15 protein-coding genes are annotated in these 18,435 nt (G+C 74.0%); 8 read left to right on the forward strand and 7 right to left on the reverse strand.

The genetic code is table 11. The annotated features are described in order from the left end of the window. Positions 1-75: 75 nt before the first annotated feature. The 4 genes from ACLQ20_RS26740 to ACLQ20_RS26755 all read right to left on the reverse strand — a co-directional run bounded on the left by ACLQ20_RS26740 (position 76) and on the right by ACLQ20_RS26755 (position 6,356). The gene (locus tag ACLQ20_RS26740; protein ID WP_425857987.1) at positions 76-2,550 is read right to left on the reverse strand and encodes an AAA family ATPase; all 2,475 of its coding nucleotides are present in this window, start codon (positions 2,548-2,550) and stop codon (positions 76-78) included. Further along, positions 2,550-3,698, reverse strand: a complete 1,149-nt coding sequence (locus tag ACLQ20_RS26745; protein ID WP_151455588.1) for an exonuclease SbcCD subunit D — start codon at positions 3,696-3,698, stop codon at positions 2,550-2,552. Before ACLQ20_RS26745 ends, ACLQ20_RS26740 begins: the two co-directional genes overlap by 1 nt. Before the next feature lie 12 nt (positions 3,699-3,710). Then, positions 3,711-5,465 carry an ATP-binding protein gene (locus tag ACLQ20_RS26750; protein WP_327030916.1) on the reverse strand — a complete coding sequence of 585 codons (1,755 nt, stop codon included), beginning with the start codon at positions 5,463-5,465 and terminating at the stop codon, positions 3,711-3,713. A 138-nt stretch (positions 5,466-5,603) separates the two neighbouring features. Then, positions 5,604-6,356 (reverse strand): pyrimidine reductase family protein, encoded by a 753-nt coding sequence (locus tag ACLQ20_RS26755; protein WP_151455586.1) that lies wholly within the window; start codon positions 6,354-6,356, stop codon positions 5,604-5,606. A gap of 150 nt (positions 6,357-6,506) precedes the next feature. On the opposite strand from ACLQ20_RS26755, the gene ACLQ20_RS26760 reads away from it, so the two are divergent. The 6 genes from ACLQ20_RS26760 to ACLQ20_RS26785 all read left to right on the forward strand — a co-directional run bounded on the left by ACLQ20_RS26760 (position 6,507) and on the right by ACLQ20_RS26785 (position 13,419). Beyond that, positions 6,507-7,052 (forward strand): plasmid pRiA4b ORF-3 family protein, encoded by a 546-nt coding sequence (locus ACLQ20_RS26760; RefSeq protein WP_425857988.1) that lies wholly within the window; start codon positions 6,507-6,509, stop codon positions 7,050-7,052. A gap of 530 nt (positions 7,053-7,582) precedes the next feature. Beyond that, on the forward strand, positions 7,583-8,875 hold the full coding sequence (locus tag ACLQ20_RS26765; RefSeq protein ID WP_151457309.1) for an ABC transporter substrate-binding protein: 1,293 nt from the start codon (positions 7,583-7,585) through the stop codon (positions 8,873-8,875). A 156-nt stretch (positions 8,876-9,031) separates the two neighbouring features. After that, positions 9,032-10,003 carry a carbohydrate ABC transporter permease gene (locus ACLQ20_RS26770; RefSeq protein WP_151457310.1) on the forward strand — a complete coding sequence of 324 codons (972 nt, stop codon included), beginning with the start codon at positions 9,032-9,034 and terminating at the stop codon, positions 10,001-10,003. A gap of 11 nt (positions 10,004-10,014) precedes the next feature. Continuing rightward, positions 10,015-10,857, forward strand: a complete 843-nt coding sequence (locus tag ACLQ20_RS26775; protein ID WP_425857989.1) for a carbohydrate ABC transporter permease — start codon at positions 10,015-10,017, stop codon at positions 10,855-10,857. After that, a complete protein-coding gene (locus ACLQ20_RS26780; protein WP_425857990.1) occupies positions 10,854-12,287 on the forward strand; it encodes a GH1 family beta-glucosidase in 1,434 nt (477 codons plus the stop codon). Before ACLQ20_RS26775 ends, ACLQ20_RS26780 begins: the two co-directional genes overlap by 4 nt. Before the next feature lie 85 nt (positions 12,288-12,372). Next, a complete protein-coding gene (locus ACLQ20_RS26785) occupies positions 12,373-13,419 on the forward strand; it encodes a LacI family DNA-binding transcriptional regulator (RefSeq protein WP_151457313.1) in 1,047 nt (348 codons plus the stop codon). Between the two features lie 135 nt (positions 13,420-13,554). Here ACLQ20_RS26785 and ACLQ20_RS26790 read toward each other — a convergent pair whose 3' ends face one another. Together ACLQ20_RS26790 and ACLQ20_RS26795 are read right to left on the reverse strand one after the other, a co-directional pair. Continuing rightward, positions 13,555-14,769: an acyl-CoA dehydrogenase family protein gene (locus ACLQ20_RS26790; protein WP_358116866.1), complete on the reverse strand. Its 1,215-nt coding sequence runs from the start codon at positions 14,767-14,769 to the stop codon at positions 13,555-13,557. After that, positions 14,769-15,851 carry a phosphotransferase family protein gene (locus ACLQ20_RS26795; RefSeq protein WP_425857991.1) on the reverse strand — a complete coding sequence of 361 codons (1,083 nt, stop codon included), beginning with the start codon at positions 15,849-15,851 and terminating at the stop codon, positions 14,769-14,771. The genes ACLQ20_RS26790 and ACLQ20_RS26795 overlap by 1 nt, the downstream gene beginning before the upstream one ends. A 151-nt stretch (positions 15,852-16,002) precedes the next feature. Here ACLQ20_RS26795 and ACLQ20_RS26800 point away from each other — a divergent pair, with 151 nt between their 5' ends. Both ACLQ20_RS26800 and ACLQ20_RS26805 read left to right on the forward strand, forming a co-directional pair. Beyond that, positions 16,003-16,707, forward strand: coding sequence for an amino acid-binding protein (locus ACLQ20_RS26800; RefSeq protein ID WP_151456871.1), 705 nt, complete (start codon positions 16,003-16,005; stop codon positions 16,705-16,707). Positions 16,708-16,877: 170 nt separating this feature from the next. Next, positions 16,878-17,954, forward strand: a complete 1,077-nt coding sequence (locus ACLQ20_RS26805) for a GNAT family N-acetyltransferase (RefSeq protein WP_151456870.1) — start codon at positions 16,878-16,880, stop codon at positions 17,952-17,954. 34 nt (positions 17,955-17,988) lie between these two features. Here the strand turns inward: ACLQ20_RS26805 and ACLQ20_RS26810 are convergent, their stop codons facing one another. Beyond that, entirely contained in the window at positions 17,989-18,384 is a 396-nt protein-coding gene (locus ACLQ20_RS26810; protein ID WP_151456869.1) for a VOC family protein, read from the reverse strand. Positions 18,385-18,435 lie beyond the last annotated feature (51 nt).

Below are 18,435 nucleotides of genomic sequence, written 5' to 3' on the forward strand. Positions count from 1 at the left end.
GCAGCGATCCTTCCGTCGCGGACGCCGCCGCCCCGCCACCGGGCCGGCCGGGCGGGGCACCGCGTGGGGCCCCGCTCACCGGCCGGTCCGTTCGACGCGCGCCGACCGGGCGTCCTTGCTGACCTCGAAGCGGACCGGGATGCGTTCGGCCAGGGCCGGCACGTGGGTGACCACCCCGACCACCCGGTCGCCCCGGGCGGCCAGGCTCTCCAGCGTGGCGGCCACCGTGTCGAGGGTGGCCGCGTCGAGCGTGCCGAAGCCCTCGTCCAGCACGATCGACTCCAGGCTCGCCGCCGTCGTGGACAGTCCGGCGAGCTGCTCCGACAACGCCAGCGCCAGCGCCAGCGACGCCTGGAAGGTCTCGCCGCCCGACAGGGTGCGCACGCCCCGGCGCAGCCCCGCGTCGTGGTGGTCCACCACGAAGAACTCGCCCTTGTCGTGCACCAGGTCGTACTGCCCGCCGGAAAGCTCCCGCAGGATGCCCGAGGCGCCGTCGACCAGCAGGTCCAACGCCTCGGCGAGCAGCCACCGCTCGAAGTTGTTGGCCCGCAGGTGCCCCGCGAGGGCCCGCGCCACCTGCGCCTCGCGCTCGTACCCGGCCCGCTGCTCGCGCAGGCCACCCGCCTGCTCCCGGCGCCGCTCCAGCTCGCGCAGGTCGGCCTCGGCCCGCTCCAGGGCGCGGTCGGTGGCGCGTAGCGGATCGTCGGTGGGCGGCAGCCCGGCGGCGGCGAGGACGCCCGCGATGCGCTCGCCGATGCCGGCGGCCACCGCCTCGGCCTGCGTCACCGCCGCGGCCCGCCCGGCCCGCTCCGCGCGGCGGCGCGCCGACTCCTCGCCGGCCCATCCGGTGAGGGCGGCCCACGCGGCGCCCAGGTCCTCCCGGTCCGCCGTCGGCGGCCCGAACCGGGCCAGCCCGTCGCGGGTCGCGTCGAACGCCCGCCAGGTCGCCCGCAGCCGCTCCTCGGCGGCGTCCACCGCCGCCCGGGCCCGCCGGGCGGCGTCCCGGCCGGCCCGCACCGCCGCCGCCGACTCCTCCAGCGCCCGGCGCAGCCGCGCGTGGTCGTCCAGCTCGCGGCGCAGCACCGCCGGCTCGGCCGCCCCGGTCAGCTGGTCGTCCAGCTCGGCCAGCCGCGCCTGCACCTGGTCCTGGCGGGCCCGCGCGCGCAGCAGCACCCGCTCCAGCTCCCGGGCCGCGCCGTCGCGCTCCTGCACCACGGACTGGGCGGCCTTGCTGGCGGCCCGCGCCGCCCGTCCCGCCGCCGTCGCGGCGGCCACCGCCGAGTCGGCCGGCACCGCCGGCACCGACGCGACGGTCTGCTCGCAGACCGGGCAGGCGGCCCCGGCGCGCAGGTGCGCGCGCAGCGCCACCGCCTGGTCGGTCGCCTTCGCCTCCTCGTGGGCGCGGAAGGCCGCCTCCAGCTCCGCCTCGGCCCGCTCGGCCGCCGCCCGCGCCTCGGCCAGCGCCGCCACCGCCGCGCCGTGCTCGGCCTGCGCCCCGGTCACCGCCGCGCGGACCGCCTCCGCCTCGCCGGCCAGCTTCTCCCGATCCGTGTACGCCCGCAGCAGCAGCCGCAGCGCGCTCTCGTCGCCGGCGGCGGCCAGCTCGCCGCGCAGCTTCTCCTCGCGCTCCTCGGCCAGCGACACGGCCGTCGCCGCCTCGTCCGCGCCGGTCCGCGCCGCCGCGACCGCCCGGGTCACCTCCGCCACCCCGTCCGGCGCGCGCACGGCGGCCAGCACCGCCAGGTCGGCGTCGAGCGCCGCCAGGGCCGCGCCCGCCTCCCGCGCCGTCGCCCGGGCGGCCTCCAGCTCCGGTACGGCGCCCGCCACCGCCCCGGCCAGCTCCCGCATCCGGTCGACCCGCCCGGTCGTCGCCTCCAGCGCGGCGTCGTCGACGTCGGTGAGCCCGGCGAGCGCCTGGTCGACCGCCTCCAGCTTCGCCTCGGCCTGCGCGGCCCGCGCGGTCGCCCGCTTCTGCACGTCCTCGTAGACCCCGAGGCCGAGCAGGTTGACCAGGATCTGCTGCCGGGTGGCCGGCTTGGCGTGCAGGAAGTCCGCGAACTGCCCCTGCGGCAGCACCACGCAGCTGGTGAACTGCTCGTACGGCAGCCCGACCGCCTCCAGCACCGCCTGCTCCATCTCGGCGGGGGTGCCGGCCACCACCTCGCCGAGGTCGTCGGGGCTCAGCCCGGTGTCGAGCTTGGTCACGTCGAAACCGGCCGGCATCAGCTGCAACCCGGCGTTGGCCGTCTTGACGTTGCCCCGGCCGTCCCGGCGGACCACCCGGGTCGCCACGTAGCGGGAACCGGCGGACTCGAAGACCAGCCGGACCCGCGCCTCGGTGGCCGACGGCGCCAGGGCGTTGCCCAGCCCGCGCGCCCCACCCCAGCGGGGCACCGTGCCGTAGAGGGCGAAGCAGATGGCGTCCAGCACCGTCGACTTGCCGGACCCGGTCGGCCCCACCAGCGCGAAGAAGTCGGCGTCGGTGAAGTCGATCGTGGTCTCGTCGCGGAAGACGGTGAAGCCCGCCATGTCCAGCCGCATCGGCCGCATCAGTGCTCGACCTCCTCGAAGAGCTCGTCGAAGAGCTCCCGCACCCCGTCGTCGGTGTGCCCCCGGCTGTCCAGGTAGTCGGCGAAGAGCTGCCGGGGCGAGCGGCCCGCCCGCTGCGCCACCCGCGTGCCGCTGCCCGGGGCGGGCAGCAGCTCCGGGTCGATCCGGATCTCCAGGGCCTGCGGGAGCAGCTCCTGCACCTCCTCGCGCAGCCCGGCGCGCGGCTGCTCCCGCACGTAGACCCGCAGCCAGGCGTCCGGCACGTCCATCTCGGCGAGCTGGGCCAGGGTGCCCCGGACCGTCCGCAGCGTGGTGGCGGCGGTCACCGGCACCTCGCGTACCTGCGCCGCCGTGGTCGCGGTGACCTCGACGACGGTCACCGACGGCACGTTCTCCTGCTCGCCGAAGTCGACCGCCAGCGGGCTGCCGCTGTAGCGGATCGGGCAGGGGCCCAGCACCCGCTGCGAGCGGTGCAGGTGGCCCAGCGCCACGTAGTGCGCCGTCCCCGGGAAGACGGTCGCCGGCACCGCGTAGCCCAGCACGGTGTGCGCGTCGCGCTCCCCGCCGCCGGTGGTCGCCCCGACCACGGTGACATGGGCGGTGACCAGGTGCACCCGGTCCGGCTCGGTGAAGCTCTCGGTCAGCCGGCCCAGCACCCGGCCCAGGTGGTCGGCGTACGTCTGGGTGGTCTCGGCGGCGGTCAGCTCGTACATCTCCACGGCGCGGATGGCGTAGCGCTGGGAGAGGAACGGCAGCGCGGCCAGCCGCCAGCGCTCACCGCCGGCGGTGGTGCCGTCGACGACGTGCTCGTCCGGATTGTCCCGGACCCCGCCGCGCAGGGTGATGCCGGCGGCCTCGGCCCAGGGCCGCAGCGCGTCGAGGGCCTGGCCGTTGTCGTGGTTGCCGCCGATCGCGACCACGTCGGCGCCGGTGCGGCGCAGCGCGGTCAGCGCCCGGGTGACCAGCCGGGTGGCCTCGGGCGTCGGGGCGGCGGTGTCGTAGAGGTCACCGGCGACGATGACCAGATCGGGTGACTCGGCGCGGGCGACGTCGATCACGCCGGCCAGGACCCGCTTGTGCTCCTCGGCCCGCGACTGCCCCTTGAGGACCTTGCCGACGTGCCAGTCGGAGGTGTGCAGGATCTTCACGGGTGTGTCCCCCTAGAACGGGATGTCGTCGTCGGAGGTGCCGCCACCGGAGCCGACGACGGCGAACGGGTCGACGGACTGGGTGATCGACCGGAGCGTCTCGGACGGGGCGCGGCCTGCCTCGGAGACCCGGGTGGCCCAGGCCGGGAACGGGAACTCCAGGCAGAGCGGCACTGGGATGTCGGGCTGGTTGACGAACATCGTGCCCGGCTTGGCCAGCAGGGCGCGCTGGCGCTGGGCGGGCGGCAGGAAGCCGTACTCCGGGCGGGACGCCTCGGCCGGGTCGAGCCGGCCCACCACCCGGATCGCCGAGTTGGTGACGATCCGCCGCTCCACCTCGCTCGCCGTCTGCTGGGCGCCGACCAGGATCACCCCGAGCGAGCGACCCCGCTCGGCGATGTCGAGCAGCACCTCCTTGATGGGGGAGGAGCCCTCGCGGGGGGCGTACTTGTTGAGCTCGTCGAGCACCACGAAGAGCAGGGGCTTGGCGGTGCCGGCCTTCTCCTTGCGCTCGAACTCGCTCTTGAGCGTCACGCCGACCACGAACCGCTGCGCGCGGTCGGGGAGGTTGTGCAGGTCGACCACGGTGACCTGGGCGCTCTCGGCGGTGTTGATCGAGTGCGGGCGGCGGGTGGCCAGGTCGCCCCGGATCAGCCGGGACAGGTCCTTCTTGCTGCCGATCAACCGCCGGGCGAACGCGTTGACCGTGCCCAGCCCGACGGCGCTGCCGGCCCAGTCGGAGCGGGTCTCGTCGTCGTTGAGCTGCTCGACGACGTGGTCGACCAGGTCGGCGTACGAGCCGAGCCGTACCCCGTCGATGCTGATGCCGCCGTCGGCGGGCTGCGCGTGCCGGGCCAGGTGGGCGGTGACCGAGTGCACCACCATCGTGTACTGCTGGCGTTCGTCGTCGGCGTCGGCGAAGACGTAGGGCAGCAGGCGGTCGGCGCAGAACTCGCTCAGCGTCCAGTAGAAGCTGTCCACCCCGGTGAGGCGGCTGCTCACGTCGGGCGTGCCGGAGGAGTCGCCCACCCGGGGCGGGGCGTAGACCCGCACGTCCGGGAACGCGCCGGCGGCCAGGCCGAGCTTCGCGTACGCGGCGCGGGTGGGGTCGTCCAGCCGGGTGTTGGGATGGTCGAGGAAGAGTAGGTCCTCGCCCTTGACGTTGAAGATGAGCGCCTTGGCGTTGACGGCGTCGCCGCCCAGCACCCCGGAGCGGAAGACCGAGTAGAGCAGGAAGGTGGCGAAGCTCGTCTTCGTGGCGACCCCGGAGATGCCGGAGATCGACACGTGCGCGCCCCGGCTGCCGTCGAGGAAGTCGGCGTTGAGGTAGACCGGCACCCCGTCGCGGCCCATACCCATCGGGATGCGCCGCTCCATCCGGTCGAAGTGCAGCGCCCGGGCCCGGGCGTCACCCTCGGCGCGGTGCACCACCGCACCGGGCGACGGCGGCACGTAGAGCTCCGGGTCGACACGGGTCGTGGTGATCTCGGCGGCCTCCTGCACCTGCGCGGGCAGCGTGCCGTCGGCGATGGCGAAGACGTCGGAGTCGAACTGGGCGCCCTCGTGCCGGGCGCGGACCTGCGTGACCACCCCGGCGATCGTCACCGGCTCGCGGTCGGGCAGCTCCCGCCGGGTCACCACGACGTCGTCGAGCTGGAGGTAGCTGTCGGGGGAGACCGCGGTCCAGAACTGCAGGGGGGTGGCATCGGCGGTGCCCAGCACCCGGCCGACCACCTCGCCCGGGCCGTCGAACCCGTCGTCAGTCATCGGGCAACTCCGGTCGGCTGGTCGTCGCGGTCGGGGCACACGCCCTGCATCCTGCCCGAGGAGTACGACACGTTGCCACGCGACGCGGCGGACGCCACCCCGCCGTCGGCGCTCGTCAACCGCAGGGTGCCCGCCCGGTCACGGTCGGTCGCGGGCGTAGCGGAGCATGAGCACCCCGTCGGCGGCGGCGAGCACGTGTCGCAGCGGCAGGTGGCGTACGTCGCTGGGGTCGCCGGCGGTGATCCGCCCCGGGCCCGCCCCGGCCAGCAGCGGGGCGACGGTGAGGCAGACCTCGTCCACGAGGTCGGCGGCGGTGAGCGCGCCGAACAGTTGCGGGCCGCCCTCGCAGAGCACCTGGCCGAGGCCGCGGCGGCGCAGCTCGGCCAGGCCCGCCGCGAGGTCGACCCGGCCGTCGCCGCAGCGCACCACGTCGGCGACCCCGGTCAGGCCGGGGGGTGCCACGGCGTCGGCCCGGGTGAGCACCACGGGCCGCACCGGCGCGTCGGCGAACGCGGCCTGCGCCGGGTCGAGGTCGAGCGAGCCGGAGACGACGACCAGCGTCGGGTACTCGGCGAGCCCGTGCTCGCGGCGCCACGCCCGGCGCCGCTCGTTGAGGCGTACCGCCCGGTAGCCCTCGTGCCGCAGCGTGCCGGCGGCCACGAGCAGGGCGTCGCAGAGCATGCGCAGCAGCCCGAAGACGCGCTTGTCCGGCTCGCTGGAGAGCCCGGCGGAGTAGCCGTCGACGGAGACACCGCCGTCCACGCTGGTCACGAAGTTCATCCGCAGGTGGGGGCGGTCGGAGCGGCCGTAGAGCGCGGTGAGCGCGGCGTCGTCCAGCGGTCGCGCCGACGCCCGCGGCCAGAGCGCCGAAATCGGGATTCCGACGTTCATTCGCCGGCCGGACCGGTGACGGGAGGGGTGGGTCGGGGGGTACGGTGCTGGCAGTCGCACCAGTTCCGCCCCGGACAGTCGTCGTGCCGCCTGGCCCGGCACGCTCGGCAGATCATGCCCGCAGCCTATGCCGAGGAAGGATGGGACAGCATGCCGCGTCAGATCTTCCAGCTGAAGATTTCCCTGGCCGGGGTCCGGCCGCCCGTCTGGCGCAGGGTGCTCGTCCCGGGCGGCTACACCCTCGACCGGCTGCACCGGGTGGTGCAGCACGCCATGGGCTGGCGGGACTGCCACCTGCACTCGTTCGAGATCGAGGGTCGCCAGTACGGCGAGCCCGATCCCGACGGCGAGCTGGCCCTGCGCGACGAGTTGGACGTCCGCCTCGACGCGGTGCTCGGCAAGGGCAGCCGCTTCCACTACACGTACGACTTCGGCGACTGGTGGGAGCACGACCTGGTGGTGGAGGACGCCTTCACGGCCGATCCGGACGAGCGGTACCCGTCCTGCCTGGACGGCGAGCGGGCGTGCCCGTCCGAGGACGTCGACGGCCCGGCCGGCTACCAGGCGCTGCTGGCCGCGTTGACGGACCCGGCCCACCCCGGGCACCCGGAGGCGCGGGACCGGGTGGGCGACCGGTTCGACCCGGCCGCCTTCGATGCGGGCCGGGCCGGCACCCTGCTGCGCCGCTTCTGCTGAACCGCCACGCCGCCTTCGCCGCGCGCCCCCGCCGCTTCTGCTGAACTCCTGCGCCGCCTTCGCCGCGCACCCCCGCCGCTGCCGCTGAACCGCTGCTGCCGCTGAACCGCTTCGGCTGTGGCGCGTTCCGGCCGCTTCGGCTGCGGCGCGTTGGGGCCGGTTCGGCTGCGGCGCGTTCCGGCCGCACGCAGGGTGCGCGACGGGCCGCTCAGCGTGTCCGTCGCCCGCGTCCGGGCCTGCTGAACCGCTTCAACGGGGCGGGTGCCCAGGTGGCGCCGCCCGGCGGGTCGGCCCGCGACGTGCGGCAGTCGGGGTGTACGCACACGCGGTAACGATCTGGGAACGCTCCCATGGGCCTATTGACACCTTCGACACCCGCCGGCAATCTCATGGGAGCGCTCCCGCGAACGTGGCACGACTCACCCGCGCCCCGCTCCGGACGTCGACCACCGGCCCCGACCGGTGCAGACGGCGCGCACGGCACCCCCCACCACACCCAGTCAGCCTCACCACCGAAAGAGGGGTCTCCGATGAGCCTCACCACGCGGCGCACCCGCATGGCGGCTGCCGCCCTGGCCGCGATAACCGCCATCGGCGGTCTCGCGGCCTGCGGCAAGGACGACGACGCGCCAGCGGCCGGCGAGAAGCCCGCCAAGCTGGTCGTCGACACGTTCGGCGAGTTCGGTTACGACGAGATCATCAAGCAGTACGAGAAGGACACCGGCATCAAGGTCGAGCTGCGCAAGACCGCCCAGCTCAACGAGTACCGGCCGAAGATCGTGCGGGCGCTCGCCACCGGCAAGGGCGCGGCCGACGTGGTCGCCCTGGAAGAGGGCATCCTCAACGAGTTCAAGGCCAACCCGGCCAACTGGGCCGACCTCGCCCCGCTGGTCTCCGACCACAGCAAGGACTACCTGCCCTGGAAGTGGGAGCTGGGCAAGGCGCCCGACGGCCGGCTGATCGGCCTGCCGACCGACGTCGGCAGCCTCGCCGTCTGCTACCGCCGGGACCTCTTCCAGGCGGCCAAGCTGCCGGTCGAGCGGGACCAGGTCGCGGCCCTCTGGCCGGACTGGAACGCCTTCATCGAGACCGGTAAGAAGTACCGCACCGCCACCGGCAAGGGACTGCTCGACTCGGTCACCACCGCCGCCAGCGCGGTGATGTTCCAGCAGGGCGGCGAGCTGTTCTACGACAAGGACGACAACGTCGTCGCGGACAAGAGCGCGGCGGTGAAGACCTCCTGGGACACCGCGGTCGCGATGGCCGACGCCAAGATCACCGCCGAGACGGCCACCTGGTCGCCGGAGTGGTCGGCCGGCTTCAAGCAGGGCACCTTCGCGGCGACCTTCTGCCCGTCGTGGATGCTCGGCATCGTCGCGGACAACTCCGGCCCGCAGAACAAGGGCAAGTGGGACGTCGCCCCGGTGCCCGGCGGCGCCGGCAACTGGGGTGGCTCCTGGCTCGGCGTGCCGACCCAGAGCAAGTACCCCAAGGAGGCGGCGAAGCTCGCCGAGTACCTGACCAATGCGCAGAGCCAGGTGGCGGCGTTCAAGCTCAAGGGCCCGCTGCCGACCAACCTGGAGGCGCTGAAGAACCAGGAGTTCCTCGCCTACACCAACGAGTACTTCAACAACGCGCCGACCGGCAAGATCTTCGGTGAGAGCGTCGCCAAGATCCAGCCGCTGCACCTCGGCCCGAAGCACCAGGCGGTGAAGGAGAACGCGTTCGAGCCGGCGCTGCGCTCGTACGAACAGGGACAGGCCACGAAGGACAAGGCCTGGGAGCAGTTCGCGAAGGACGCCAAGACGCAGGGCGCCTTCTGACCCACCTCGTCGCCAGGTGGCGTCCGGGTCCACACACCCGGACGCCACCGGCGCCGTCCCCGTTCCGCCCCGGACGCCATCGGCGCCGTCCCGTTTTCGCGTAAGAGCGCCTGGGCGTCGGCGCGCGCCCGTGCCGACGCCGGGAAAGGACCCCGCATGAGCCTCTCGGCCACGACGGCGCCGCCGTCTCCCGCCGCACCGCCACCCCGCCCGCCCGCGCGGCGCCGGTCCCGGTCGCACTCCCTGACCCGGATGGACCTCAAGTACTCGCCGTACCTCTACATCGCGCCGTTCTTCGTGGTCTTCGGCATCTTCGGGCTCTACCCGATGCTGCGGACCGCCTGGATGTCCCTGCACGACTGGAACCTGATCGGCGACCACAGCTTCATCGGGTTCGACAACTACGTCGCCCTGGTCAAGGACGAGTACTTCTGGAACGCCACGCTCAACACCTTCGGCATCTTCCTGCTGTCGACCATCCCGCAGCTGCTGCTCGCCCTGTTCCTGGCGAACCTGCTCAACCGCACCTTCCTGCGCGCGCGCACGCTGTTTCGGATGGCGATCTTCATGCCGAACGTGGTCTCGGTCGCCGCCGTGGCGATCGTCTTCGGCATGCTCTTCCAGCGCGACTTCGGCGTGATCAACTGGCTGCTGAGCTTCGTCGGGATCGACGCGGTCGACTGGGACGCCGAACGCTGGAGCTCCTGGACCGCCATCGCCTCCATGGTCAACTGGCGGTGGACCGGCTACAACACCCTGATCCTGCTCGCGGGCATGCAGGCCATCCCGCGCGACCTGTACGAGGCGGCGGCGCTCGACGGCGCCAGCCAGTGGAAGCAGTTCTGGCGGATCACCCTGCCGATGCTCACCCCGACCTTCGTCTTCGTGGTGATCCTCTCCACGATCGGCGGGCTCCAGCTCTTCACCGAGCCGCTCGTCTTCGCCAACGGCAACATCATCGGCGGCGACCAGCGCGAGTTCCAGACCCTGGCGATGTACATGTACGAGCTGGGCATCGAGAACCTCAACACCGCCGGCTACGGCGCCGCGGTCGCCTGGGCGATGTTCCTGATGATCGCCCTCGTCTCGGGGATCAACTTCCTGCTCGTCCGCCGCACGGTGAAGTGAGGAACGCCCAGATGAACTCGGCATCCCGGCGCCTGTGGCGCACCAGCCCGCTGACCTACGTCGCGCTCGTCCTGGCGACGCTGTTCTCGATCTACCCGTTCTACTACATGGTGGTCATCGCCACCCGCAGCCTGGACTCGATCAACGACGTCCCGCCACCGGTCACGCCGTCCGGGTCGTTCGGCGACAACTTCGGCCGCGTACTCGACAACGAGGCGGCGAGCTTCCTCACCGGCCTGCTCAACTCGGTGATCGTCTCCGGCATCGTGACGGTCTCCGTGGTGATCACCGGCTCGCTGGCCGGCTTCGCCTTCGCCAAGCTGCGCTTCCGGGGCCGCAACGCCCTGCTGCTGACGATCATCGTCACCATGATGATCCCGACGCAGCTCGGCCTCATCCCGCTCTGGGGCATGATCCAGGACCTCAACTGGTTCGACACCCTCTACGCGGTGACCGTGCCGTTCCTGGTCAGCGCGTTCGGCGTGTTCATGATGCGGCAGTACGCCACCCAGGCCATCTCCGACGAGCTGATCGAGGCGGGCCGGGTGGACGGGGCGAACACCTTCCGCATCTACTGGAGCATCGTGCTGCCCGCGCTGCGGCCGGCCGCCGCAGTGCTCGGCCTGCTGACGTTCATGGAGACCTGGAACTCGTTCCTGTGGCCGTACGCGGTGCTCACCTCCGAGAACCCGACGCTCCAGGTCTCGCTGGCCTTCCTGTCGTACGCCTACTACACCGACTACTCGCAGGTGTTCGCCGCCACGGCGGTCGGCACTCTACCGTTGGTGATCGTGTTCATCGTGTTCGGCCGCCAGATCGTGGGCGGCATCATGGAAGGTGCCGTCAAGTCGTGAGCAACCCCGCCAGCCCACCCGCCGTCGGCGTCGTCGACGACCGTCCGCCGCTGACCTTCCCGCCCGGCTTCCTCTGGGGCGCGGCCACCGCCGCGTACCAGATCGAGGGCGCGGCGGCCGAGGGCGGCCGGACCCCGTCGATCTGGGACACCTTCAGCCACACCCCGGGACGGGTGGTCGAGGGGCACACCGGTGACGTGGCCTGCGACCACTACCACCGGCTGGGCTCCGACGTCGCGCTGATGGCCGAGCTGGGGCTGAAGTCGTACCGGTTCTCGGTCTCCTGGCCGCGGGTGCAGCCGGGCGGCACCGGCCCGGCCAACGCCGAGGGGCTCGACTTCTACCGGCGGCTCGTCGACGAACTGCTGGGGCACGGGATCGAGCCGTGGCTGACCCTCTACCACTGGGACCTGCCGCAGCCGCTGGAGGACGTCGGCGGCTGGCCGGCCCGGGACACCGCCGCGCGGTTCGCCGACTACGCCACGCTGGTCGCCGACGCGCTCGGCGACCGGGTGCGCTACTGGACCACGCTGAACGAGCCGTGGTGCTCGGCGTTCCTCGGCTACGGCTCCGGGGTGCACGCGCCGGGCCGCTCGGACGGCGCGGACGCCGTACGGGCCGGACACCACCTGATGCTCGGCCACGGCCTCGCGGTGCAGGCGCTGCGCGCGGCCCGGCCGACCGCCGAGGTCGGGGTGACGGTCAACCTCTACCCGGTCACCCCGGCCAGCGAGGCGCCCGCCGACGTCGACGCCGCGCGGCGCATCGACGGGCTGGCCAACCGCTTCTTCCTGGACCCGCTGCTGCGCGGGTCCTACCCGGCGGACCTGATGGCCGACCTCGCCAAGGTCACCGACTTCGGGCACGTGCGCGACGGGGACCTGGCGACCATCTCCACCCCGCTGGACGTGGTCGGCGTCAACTACTACAGCCGCCACGTCGTCGCCGCGCCGGACCCCGACGCCGAGCCGGAGCCGTACTGGCGGGCGCCGTCGTGCTGGCCGGGCAGCGAGGACGTCCGGTTCGTCACGCGGGGCGTCCCGGTGACCGACATGAACTGGGAGATCGACGCCCCAGGCCTGGTGGAGACGCTGCGCCGGGTGCACGAGGAGTACACGGACCTGCCGCTCTACGTCACCGAGAACGGCTCGGCCTTCGTGGACGAGGTGGTCGACGGGCAGGTCGACGACGCCGACCGGCTGGCGTACTTCGACGCCCACCTGCGCGCCGCGCACGAGGCGATCGAGGCCGGGGTGCCCCTGCGCGGGTACTTCGCCTGGTCGCTGATGGATAATTTCGAGTGGGCCTGGGGCTACACCAAGCGGTTCGGGATGGTCCACGTCGACTACGACAGCCAGGTCCGCATTCCCAAGTCCAGCGCCAGGTGGTACGCCGAGGTGATCCGACGCAACGGTCTGGCCGCACAATAGGCCAGGGCCAGCCATCAACGGGCGGCCCCGGCGCCACCCCGCACGGGGTGGCGCCGGGGCCGGTCCGCCGTCGGAGGAGCAGACAATGACAACGCAGCGCACCCGGTCGCTCGGGCGCCCGACCCTCGACGCCGTCGCCGCCCGCGCCGGCGTCGGTCGCGGGACGGTCTCCCGGGTGGTCAACGGCTCACCCCAGGTGAGCCCCGAGGCGCGCGCCGCGGTGCAGCAGGCCATCGCCGAGCTGGGGTACGTGCCGAACCGGGCCGCCCGTGCCCTGGTGACCCAGCGCACCGACTCGATCGCCCTGGTGGTGTCGGAATCCGGCGACCGGGTCTTCACCGAGCCGTTCTTCGCCGGCATCGTCCGGGGCGTCAGCTCGGGGCTGCTGGAGACCCCGTTGCAGCTCTGGCTGGCCATGGTGCAGTCGCCGATCGAGCGGGAGCGGGTCGAGCACCACCTGACCAACCAGCACGTCGACGGGGTCCTGCTGCTGTCGCTGCACGACTCCGACCCGCTGCCCACCCTGCTGGAGGAGCGCGGCCTGCCCACCGTGCTCGGCGGCCGCCCGGCCCGGATGCTGCAACCCGGCGCGCAGCCCGCGTACTACGTCGACGTGGACAACGTGGGCGGCGCCCGGCGGGCGGTGGAACACCTGGCCGGTCGGGGGCGGCGGCGCATCGCCACCATCGCCGGCCCGCAGGACATGGGCGCCGGCCTGGGCCGGCTGACCGGCTACAAGGAGGCCGTCAGGGCCGCCGGGGGCGGGGTCGACCCCGCCATGATCGCGTACGGCGACTTCAGCGAGGGCAGCGGGGCGGCTGGGATGCGTCGGCTGCTGGAGGACTGCCCCGACCTCGACGCCGTCTTCGTCGCCTCCGACCTGATGGCGTTCGGGGCGCTGCGCGCGCTGCGCGAGGCGGGCCGGCGGGTGCCGGAGGACGTCGCGGTGATCGGCTTCGACGACGCCCCGATCGCCCGGCAGGCCGAGCCGCCGCTGACCACGGTCTTCCAGCCGGTGGAGGAGATGGGCCGGCAGATGGCCCGCCTGCTGGTCAGCCGCATCCGCGGCGACGAGCTCCCGTCGCCCCACATCCTCCTGGACACCCAGCTGATCGAACGCGCCTCCGCCTGACCCACCACCCCCACCCACCCCCGGGTTGATCATGAAGTTGTCGCCCTCGACGTCGGCGTGTCGCGACAATAACTTCATGATCAACGGGCCGGGCTGGGGGAGCGGGCGGGAAGCGCGGTGTGGGGTGTCTTGGGGTCAGTTGGACCAGCGGCGCAGTTCGCGCTTCGCCAGCGAGGAACGGTGGACCTCGTCTGGGCCGTCCGCCAGGCGCAGCGTCCGCGACTGGGCCCAGAGGGCGGCGAGCGGGGTGTCCTGGCTGACGCCGGCTCCGCCGTACGCCTGGATGGCCTTGTCGATCACCCACTCGGCCATGGCGGGAGTGGCGATCTTGATGGCCTGGATCTCGGTGTGCGCACCCTTGTTGCCGACCGTGTCCATCAGCCAGGCGGTCTTGAGCACCAGCAGCCGGGCCTGCTCGATGCGCACCCGGGACTCGGCGATCCACTCGCGTACCACGCCCTGTTCGGCGAGCGGCCGGCCGAACGCGACCCGCTCGAGCGCCCGCCGGCAGAGCAGCTCCAGGGCCCGTTCCGCCATGCCGATCAGCCGCATGCAGTGGTGGATCCGGCCGGGACCGAGCCGGGCCTGGGCGATCGCGAATCCCGTGCCCTCCGCTCCGACCAGGTTCTCCACCGGTACGCGGACGTCGGCGAAGTCGACCTCGGCGTGGCCGCCGTGCGAGGCGTCGCTGTAGCCGAACACCGTCATGCCCCGCCGCACGGTGACGCCCGGGGTGTCCCGGGGCACCAGGATCATGCTCTGCTGGCGGTGCCGGTCGGCCGCCGGGTCGGTCTTGCCCATCACGATGAAGATCTCGCAGCGCGGGTCCATCGCCCCGGACGACCACCACTTGCGCCCGTCGACCACGTAGTGGTCGCCGTCGCGGGTGATCCGGGTGGCGATGTTTGTCGCGTCCGAGGACGCCACCTCCGGCTCGGTCATGCAGAACGCGGAGCGGATCTCGCCCTCCAGCAGCGGGCGCAGCCAGCGCTCCTGCTGCTCCGGCGAGCCGAACTCGGCGAGCAGTTCCATGTTGCCCGTGTCGGGCGCGGCGCAGTTGAGCGCCTCCGGGGCCAGGTGCGGGCTGCGCCCGGTCAGCTCGGCCAGCGGGGCGTACTGGAGGTTGGTCAGGCCGGCGCCGTGGCGCGGGTCGGGGAGGAAGAGGTTCCACAGGCCGCGCTTGCGCGCCTCGGCCTTCAGCTCGGCCATCACCGGGGGCCGGGCCCACGGGTCGCCGGCGGCGGCCACCTGCGCGGCGTGCACCGGCTCGGCCGGGTACACGTGCTCGTCCAGGAACGCGGTCAGCTCGGCCCGCAGCTGCTCGGTGCGGGTGTCGTAGGCGAAGTCCATCAACGCTCCCTGGCGGCGGTCAGCCCGTGTTCGACCAGCGGTGCCACCATGTCGCCGATCCGGTCGAAGCCCTCGCCGAGCGTCTGCCCGAGCGTGTGCCGGTAGTGGATGCCCTCGCAGATCACCGCGAGCTTGAAGCAGCCGAGCGCGACGTGCCAGTGCAACGGCCCGACGTCGACGTCGCCGCGCCCGGCGTACCGCTCGATCAGCTCCGTCCCGGTGGGGAACCCGGCGCGCGGCCCGAGCCCGTCGGCGACCGGGTTGCCGGCGGCCGATTCGCTGCCGCCGAGCACGTCCCAGTAGGTCAGCAGCAGCCCCAGGTCGGCCAGCGGGTCGCCGAGGGTGGCCATCTCCCAGTCGAGCACGGCCCGTACGGCCACCGGGTCGACGGTGGCGAGCAGGTTGTCCAGCCGGTAGTCGCCGTGCACGATCCGGCCGGCGTTGGCGCCCTCCGGCACGGTGCCGGCGAGCAGGTCCCGCAGCTCCTCGATGCCGGGCAGCGGCCGGCTGCGGGACCGGTCGAGCTGGCCGGCCCACCGGCGGACCTGCCGCGCGAGGTAGCCCTCCGGGCGGCCGAAGTCGCCCAGCCCGACCGAGGCGGGCTCGACCGCGTGCAGCGCGGCGAGGGTGTCCATCATCGCCAGCGCCAGCTCCCGCCGCTGGCCGTCCGTGAGCGGGTCGGTCTGGGCGCGGGTGCGCAACACCTCGCCGTGCACGCGCTCCATCAGGTAGAAGGGCGCGCCGATCACCTCGGCGTCCTCGCAGAGCAGCAGCGCGGCGGGCACCGGCACGTCGGTCGGCGCTAGCGCGGAGATCACCCGGTACTCCCGGGCCATGTCGTGCGCGGTGGCCAGCACGTGCCCGAGCGGCGGGCGGCGCAGCACGACCTCGTGCCCGCCGGTGTGCAGCAGGTAGGTCAGGTTGGACTTGCCGCCGGCGATCAGCCGGGCCCGCAGCGGGCCGTCGGCCAGCTCGGGCCGGTGCCGGGCCAGGTGGGCGGCGAGCCGGTCGAGATCCAGCCCGCGGGGGGCGGCGGCGGGGCTGCTGCCCGGCCCGTGCGCGTCGACGGCCGGCTCGGTCATCCGTTTAGTTGATGGCAGCTCCGCCATGTTGTCAAGGTCGGGAGTTGACCCTCGGGACATGCCGCGGCAACAGGGGCGAAACGCCCACCGGCCAGGCTGGGGCCCAGCCTGCCGGCCAGCGGTGCCGGCCCGCCGAGCGGAGGGTTCAGACATGTTGCTGCGAGTTCGGGTCACCCTGCCGGACCGTCCGGGCACGCTCGGTCAGGTGGCGCGCACCATGGGCGTGTCCGGTGCGGACATCGTCCAGGTGGTCGTCCTGGAGCGGCTCGGCGGGCGGGCGGTGGACGACTTCACCGTGGTCTGGCCGGGCGCGGCGCGGGTCGAGCGGCTGCTCGCCGGGCTGGCGGCGATCCCCGGCGTCCGGGTGGACGGGGTGTGGCGGGCGATCGGCGCGCCCACCACCTCCGGGCAGGACGCCGAGCTGCTGGCCCAGGTCGCGGCCAACCCGGTCGACGGCGTCGCCACGCTGGTCGACGCCGTTCCCGGGCTGCTCGCCGCCGACTGGGCGGTCGCCGCGGTGGTGCCGGTGGACTGGGCCGCCCGGAGCGGGGCCGCCGGGGAGGCGACCGTCGGGTACGCGAGCTGGCGCGCGCCCGTACCGCCGCCGCTGCCGGAGGTGACCCCGCTGCGGGCCCGGGCGATCAGCACGCCCGGCGGCGCGCACGTCGCGGTCGCGCCGTTCGGCCGGGCCGGCCTGGTGCTGGTGGTGGCCCGGGAGTGCGCCGGTACGCCGGCCGCGGCGGCGTTCCACGCCACGGAGGTGGACCGGCTGGCGCAGCTCGTCCGGGCCGCCGCGGTGATCCTCGGCGACCGGCTCGACCTGGTCGGGGCGCCGCCGGTGGCCGCCAAGCCCTGAGCCGGCCCCACGTCGCCGAGCCGGCCCGGACCTGAGCCAGCGGGGACCTCTGCGCCGGCCCGACGGCCGGCACTGTGGCGCAGGTCGCGCGACGGAACCGTAGCCGTCACCCCCGGGCAACCGGCCCGCAACAGCCACCGACGAGGGTCGTAGGCGGAAGGGAGCGGACCATGACGCTGTGGCGGATCCGAGCGACCGTGGACGACCGGCCGGGCTACCTGTCGGTGCTCACGGCCAGCCTGGCGTTGCGGGGGGTCAACATCCTCGCCGTGCAGGTGCACACCACCGAGCGGGGCGCCGTCGACGACTTCCTGGTCGACGCGCCGGACACGCTCGACGAGGCCGGCCTCGTCGCCGCCGTGCGGCGGGGGCGGGGCCGGGACTGCTGGGTGGCGCGCAGCGAGGCGCGCGGGCTCGCCGACCAGCCGACCCGGGCACTCGGGCTGGCCACCCGGCTGGTGCGGGACCCGGACGCGACCGGGGAGGCGCTGCGCGCCCTGCTCGGCGCGGACGCGGTCGCCTGGCGACCCGCGTCGGCGGGCTGCGGCGGTGGGCTGGCCGACACCACCATGCTGCTGGACGACCCGGCCGGCGGGTCGTACGCGCTGCGCCGCGCCGTGCCGGGCTTCACCCCGGCCGAGTACGCCCGCGCCCAGGCCCTGGTCGAGCTGTCGGCCGCCGTCGTGCGCCGGGCCGCCGAGCAGGTCACCCTGGTGCTGCCCGACGGCGCCGAGGCGACCGTACGGCCCGCGACCGCCGACGACCTGCCCGGCGTGGTCGAGCTGCACGAGGGCTGCTCGGCGCACAGCCGGTACCGGCGCTACCTCGGCGGCGCGGGGACGCCGGCCACGGCCCGGCTGCGCCGGCTGCTGGAGCCGGCCCGGGGCGTGACCCTGCTCGCCACGGCCGGCGACGCTGGGGCGACGCAGCCGGCCGGCGACACCGGGGCGGAGTCGGTCGTGGCGATGGCGAACCTGCTCGCCGAGGGCGACGAGGCCGAGGTGGCGCTGCTGGTCCGCGACGACTGGCAGCGTCGGGGCCTCGGCTCGGCCCTGCTGCGCCGGCTGGTCCGGCACGCCGAGCAGGCCGGCTACGCGGCCCTGGTGCTGCACGTCCACGCGGAGAACGCCCCGATGCTGCGCACCGTGCGGCGGCTCGGCCGGCCCACGCCGGCCGAGCGGGACGGCGGCCTGGTGACCCTCACCGTTCCGCTGGTCGAGGGCGCGTCCGCGCGGCACGGGGTGTGAGGTCCGCCGCCGTCCGGACGGCACGGGTGGGGTGTCAGCCGTCGCCCGTGTGGCGGCCCTGCACGCAGAACCGGTTGCCCTCCGGGTCGGCGAGCACCACGTACGGCGGCTCGGTGGGGTGCGGGTCGGCGGGGTAGTGCGGCCAGTCGACCCGGCGGGCACCGAGCGCGACCAGTCGGGAGACCTCGTCGTCGAGGTCCACCTCGCCGGCGTCGAGGTCGAAGTGGATCCGGGGAAACTCCTCGACCGGGCTCTCGCTGAGGTCCATGGCGAGGGCGGCGCCGGGCTGGCCGGGCGGCGGCTCCAGCACGATCCAGTCGTCGCCCGGATAGCGGGGCGGGCGGCGTCGGTAGCCGAGCGCGGCGGCCCAGAATGCGCCGGCCCGCTCGCAGTCGGTCACCCCGAGGGAGATCTGCGCGAGTGCGGACACTTGTCGATGCTAGCGACCAGGCGAGTCGCCGTGGCGACCGTCGGGTGTCAG

The sequence above is a fragment of the Micromonospora sp. DT46 genome, from assembly GCF_049841735.1.
Classification (GTDB): Bacteria; Actinomycetota; Actinomycetes; order Mycobacteriales; family Micromonosporaceae; genus Micromonospora; species Micromonospora reichwaldensis.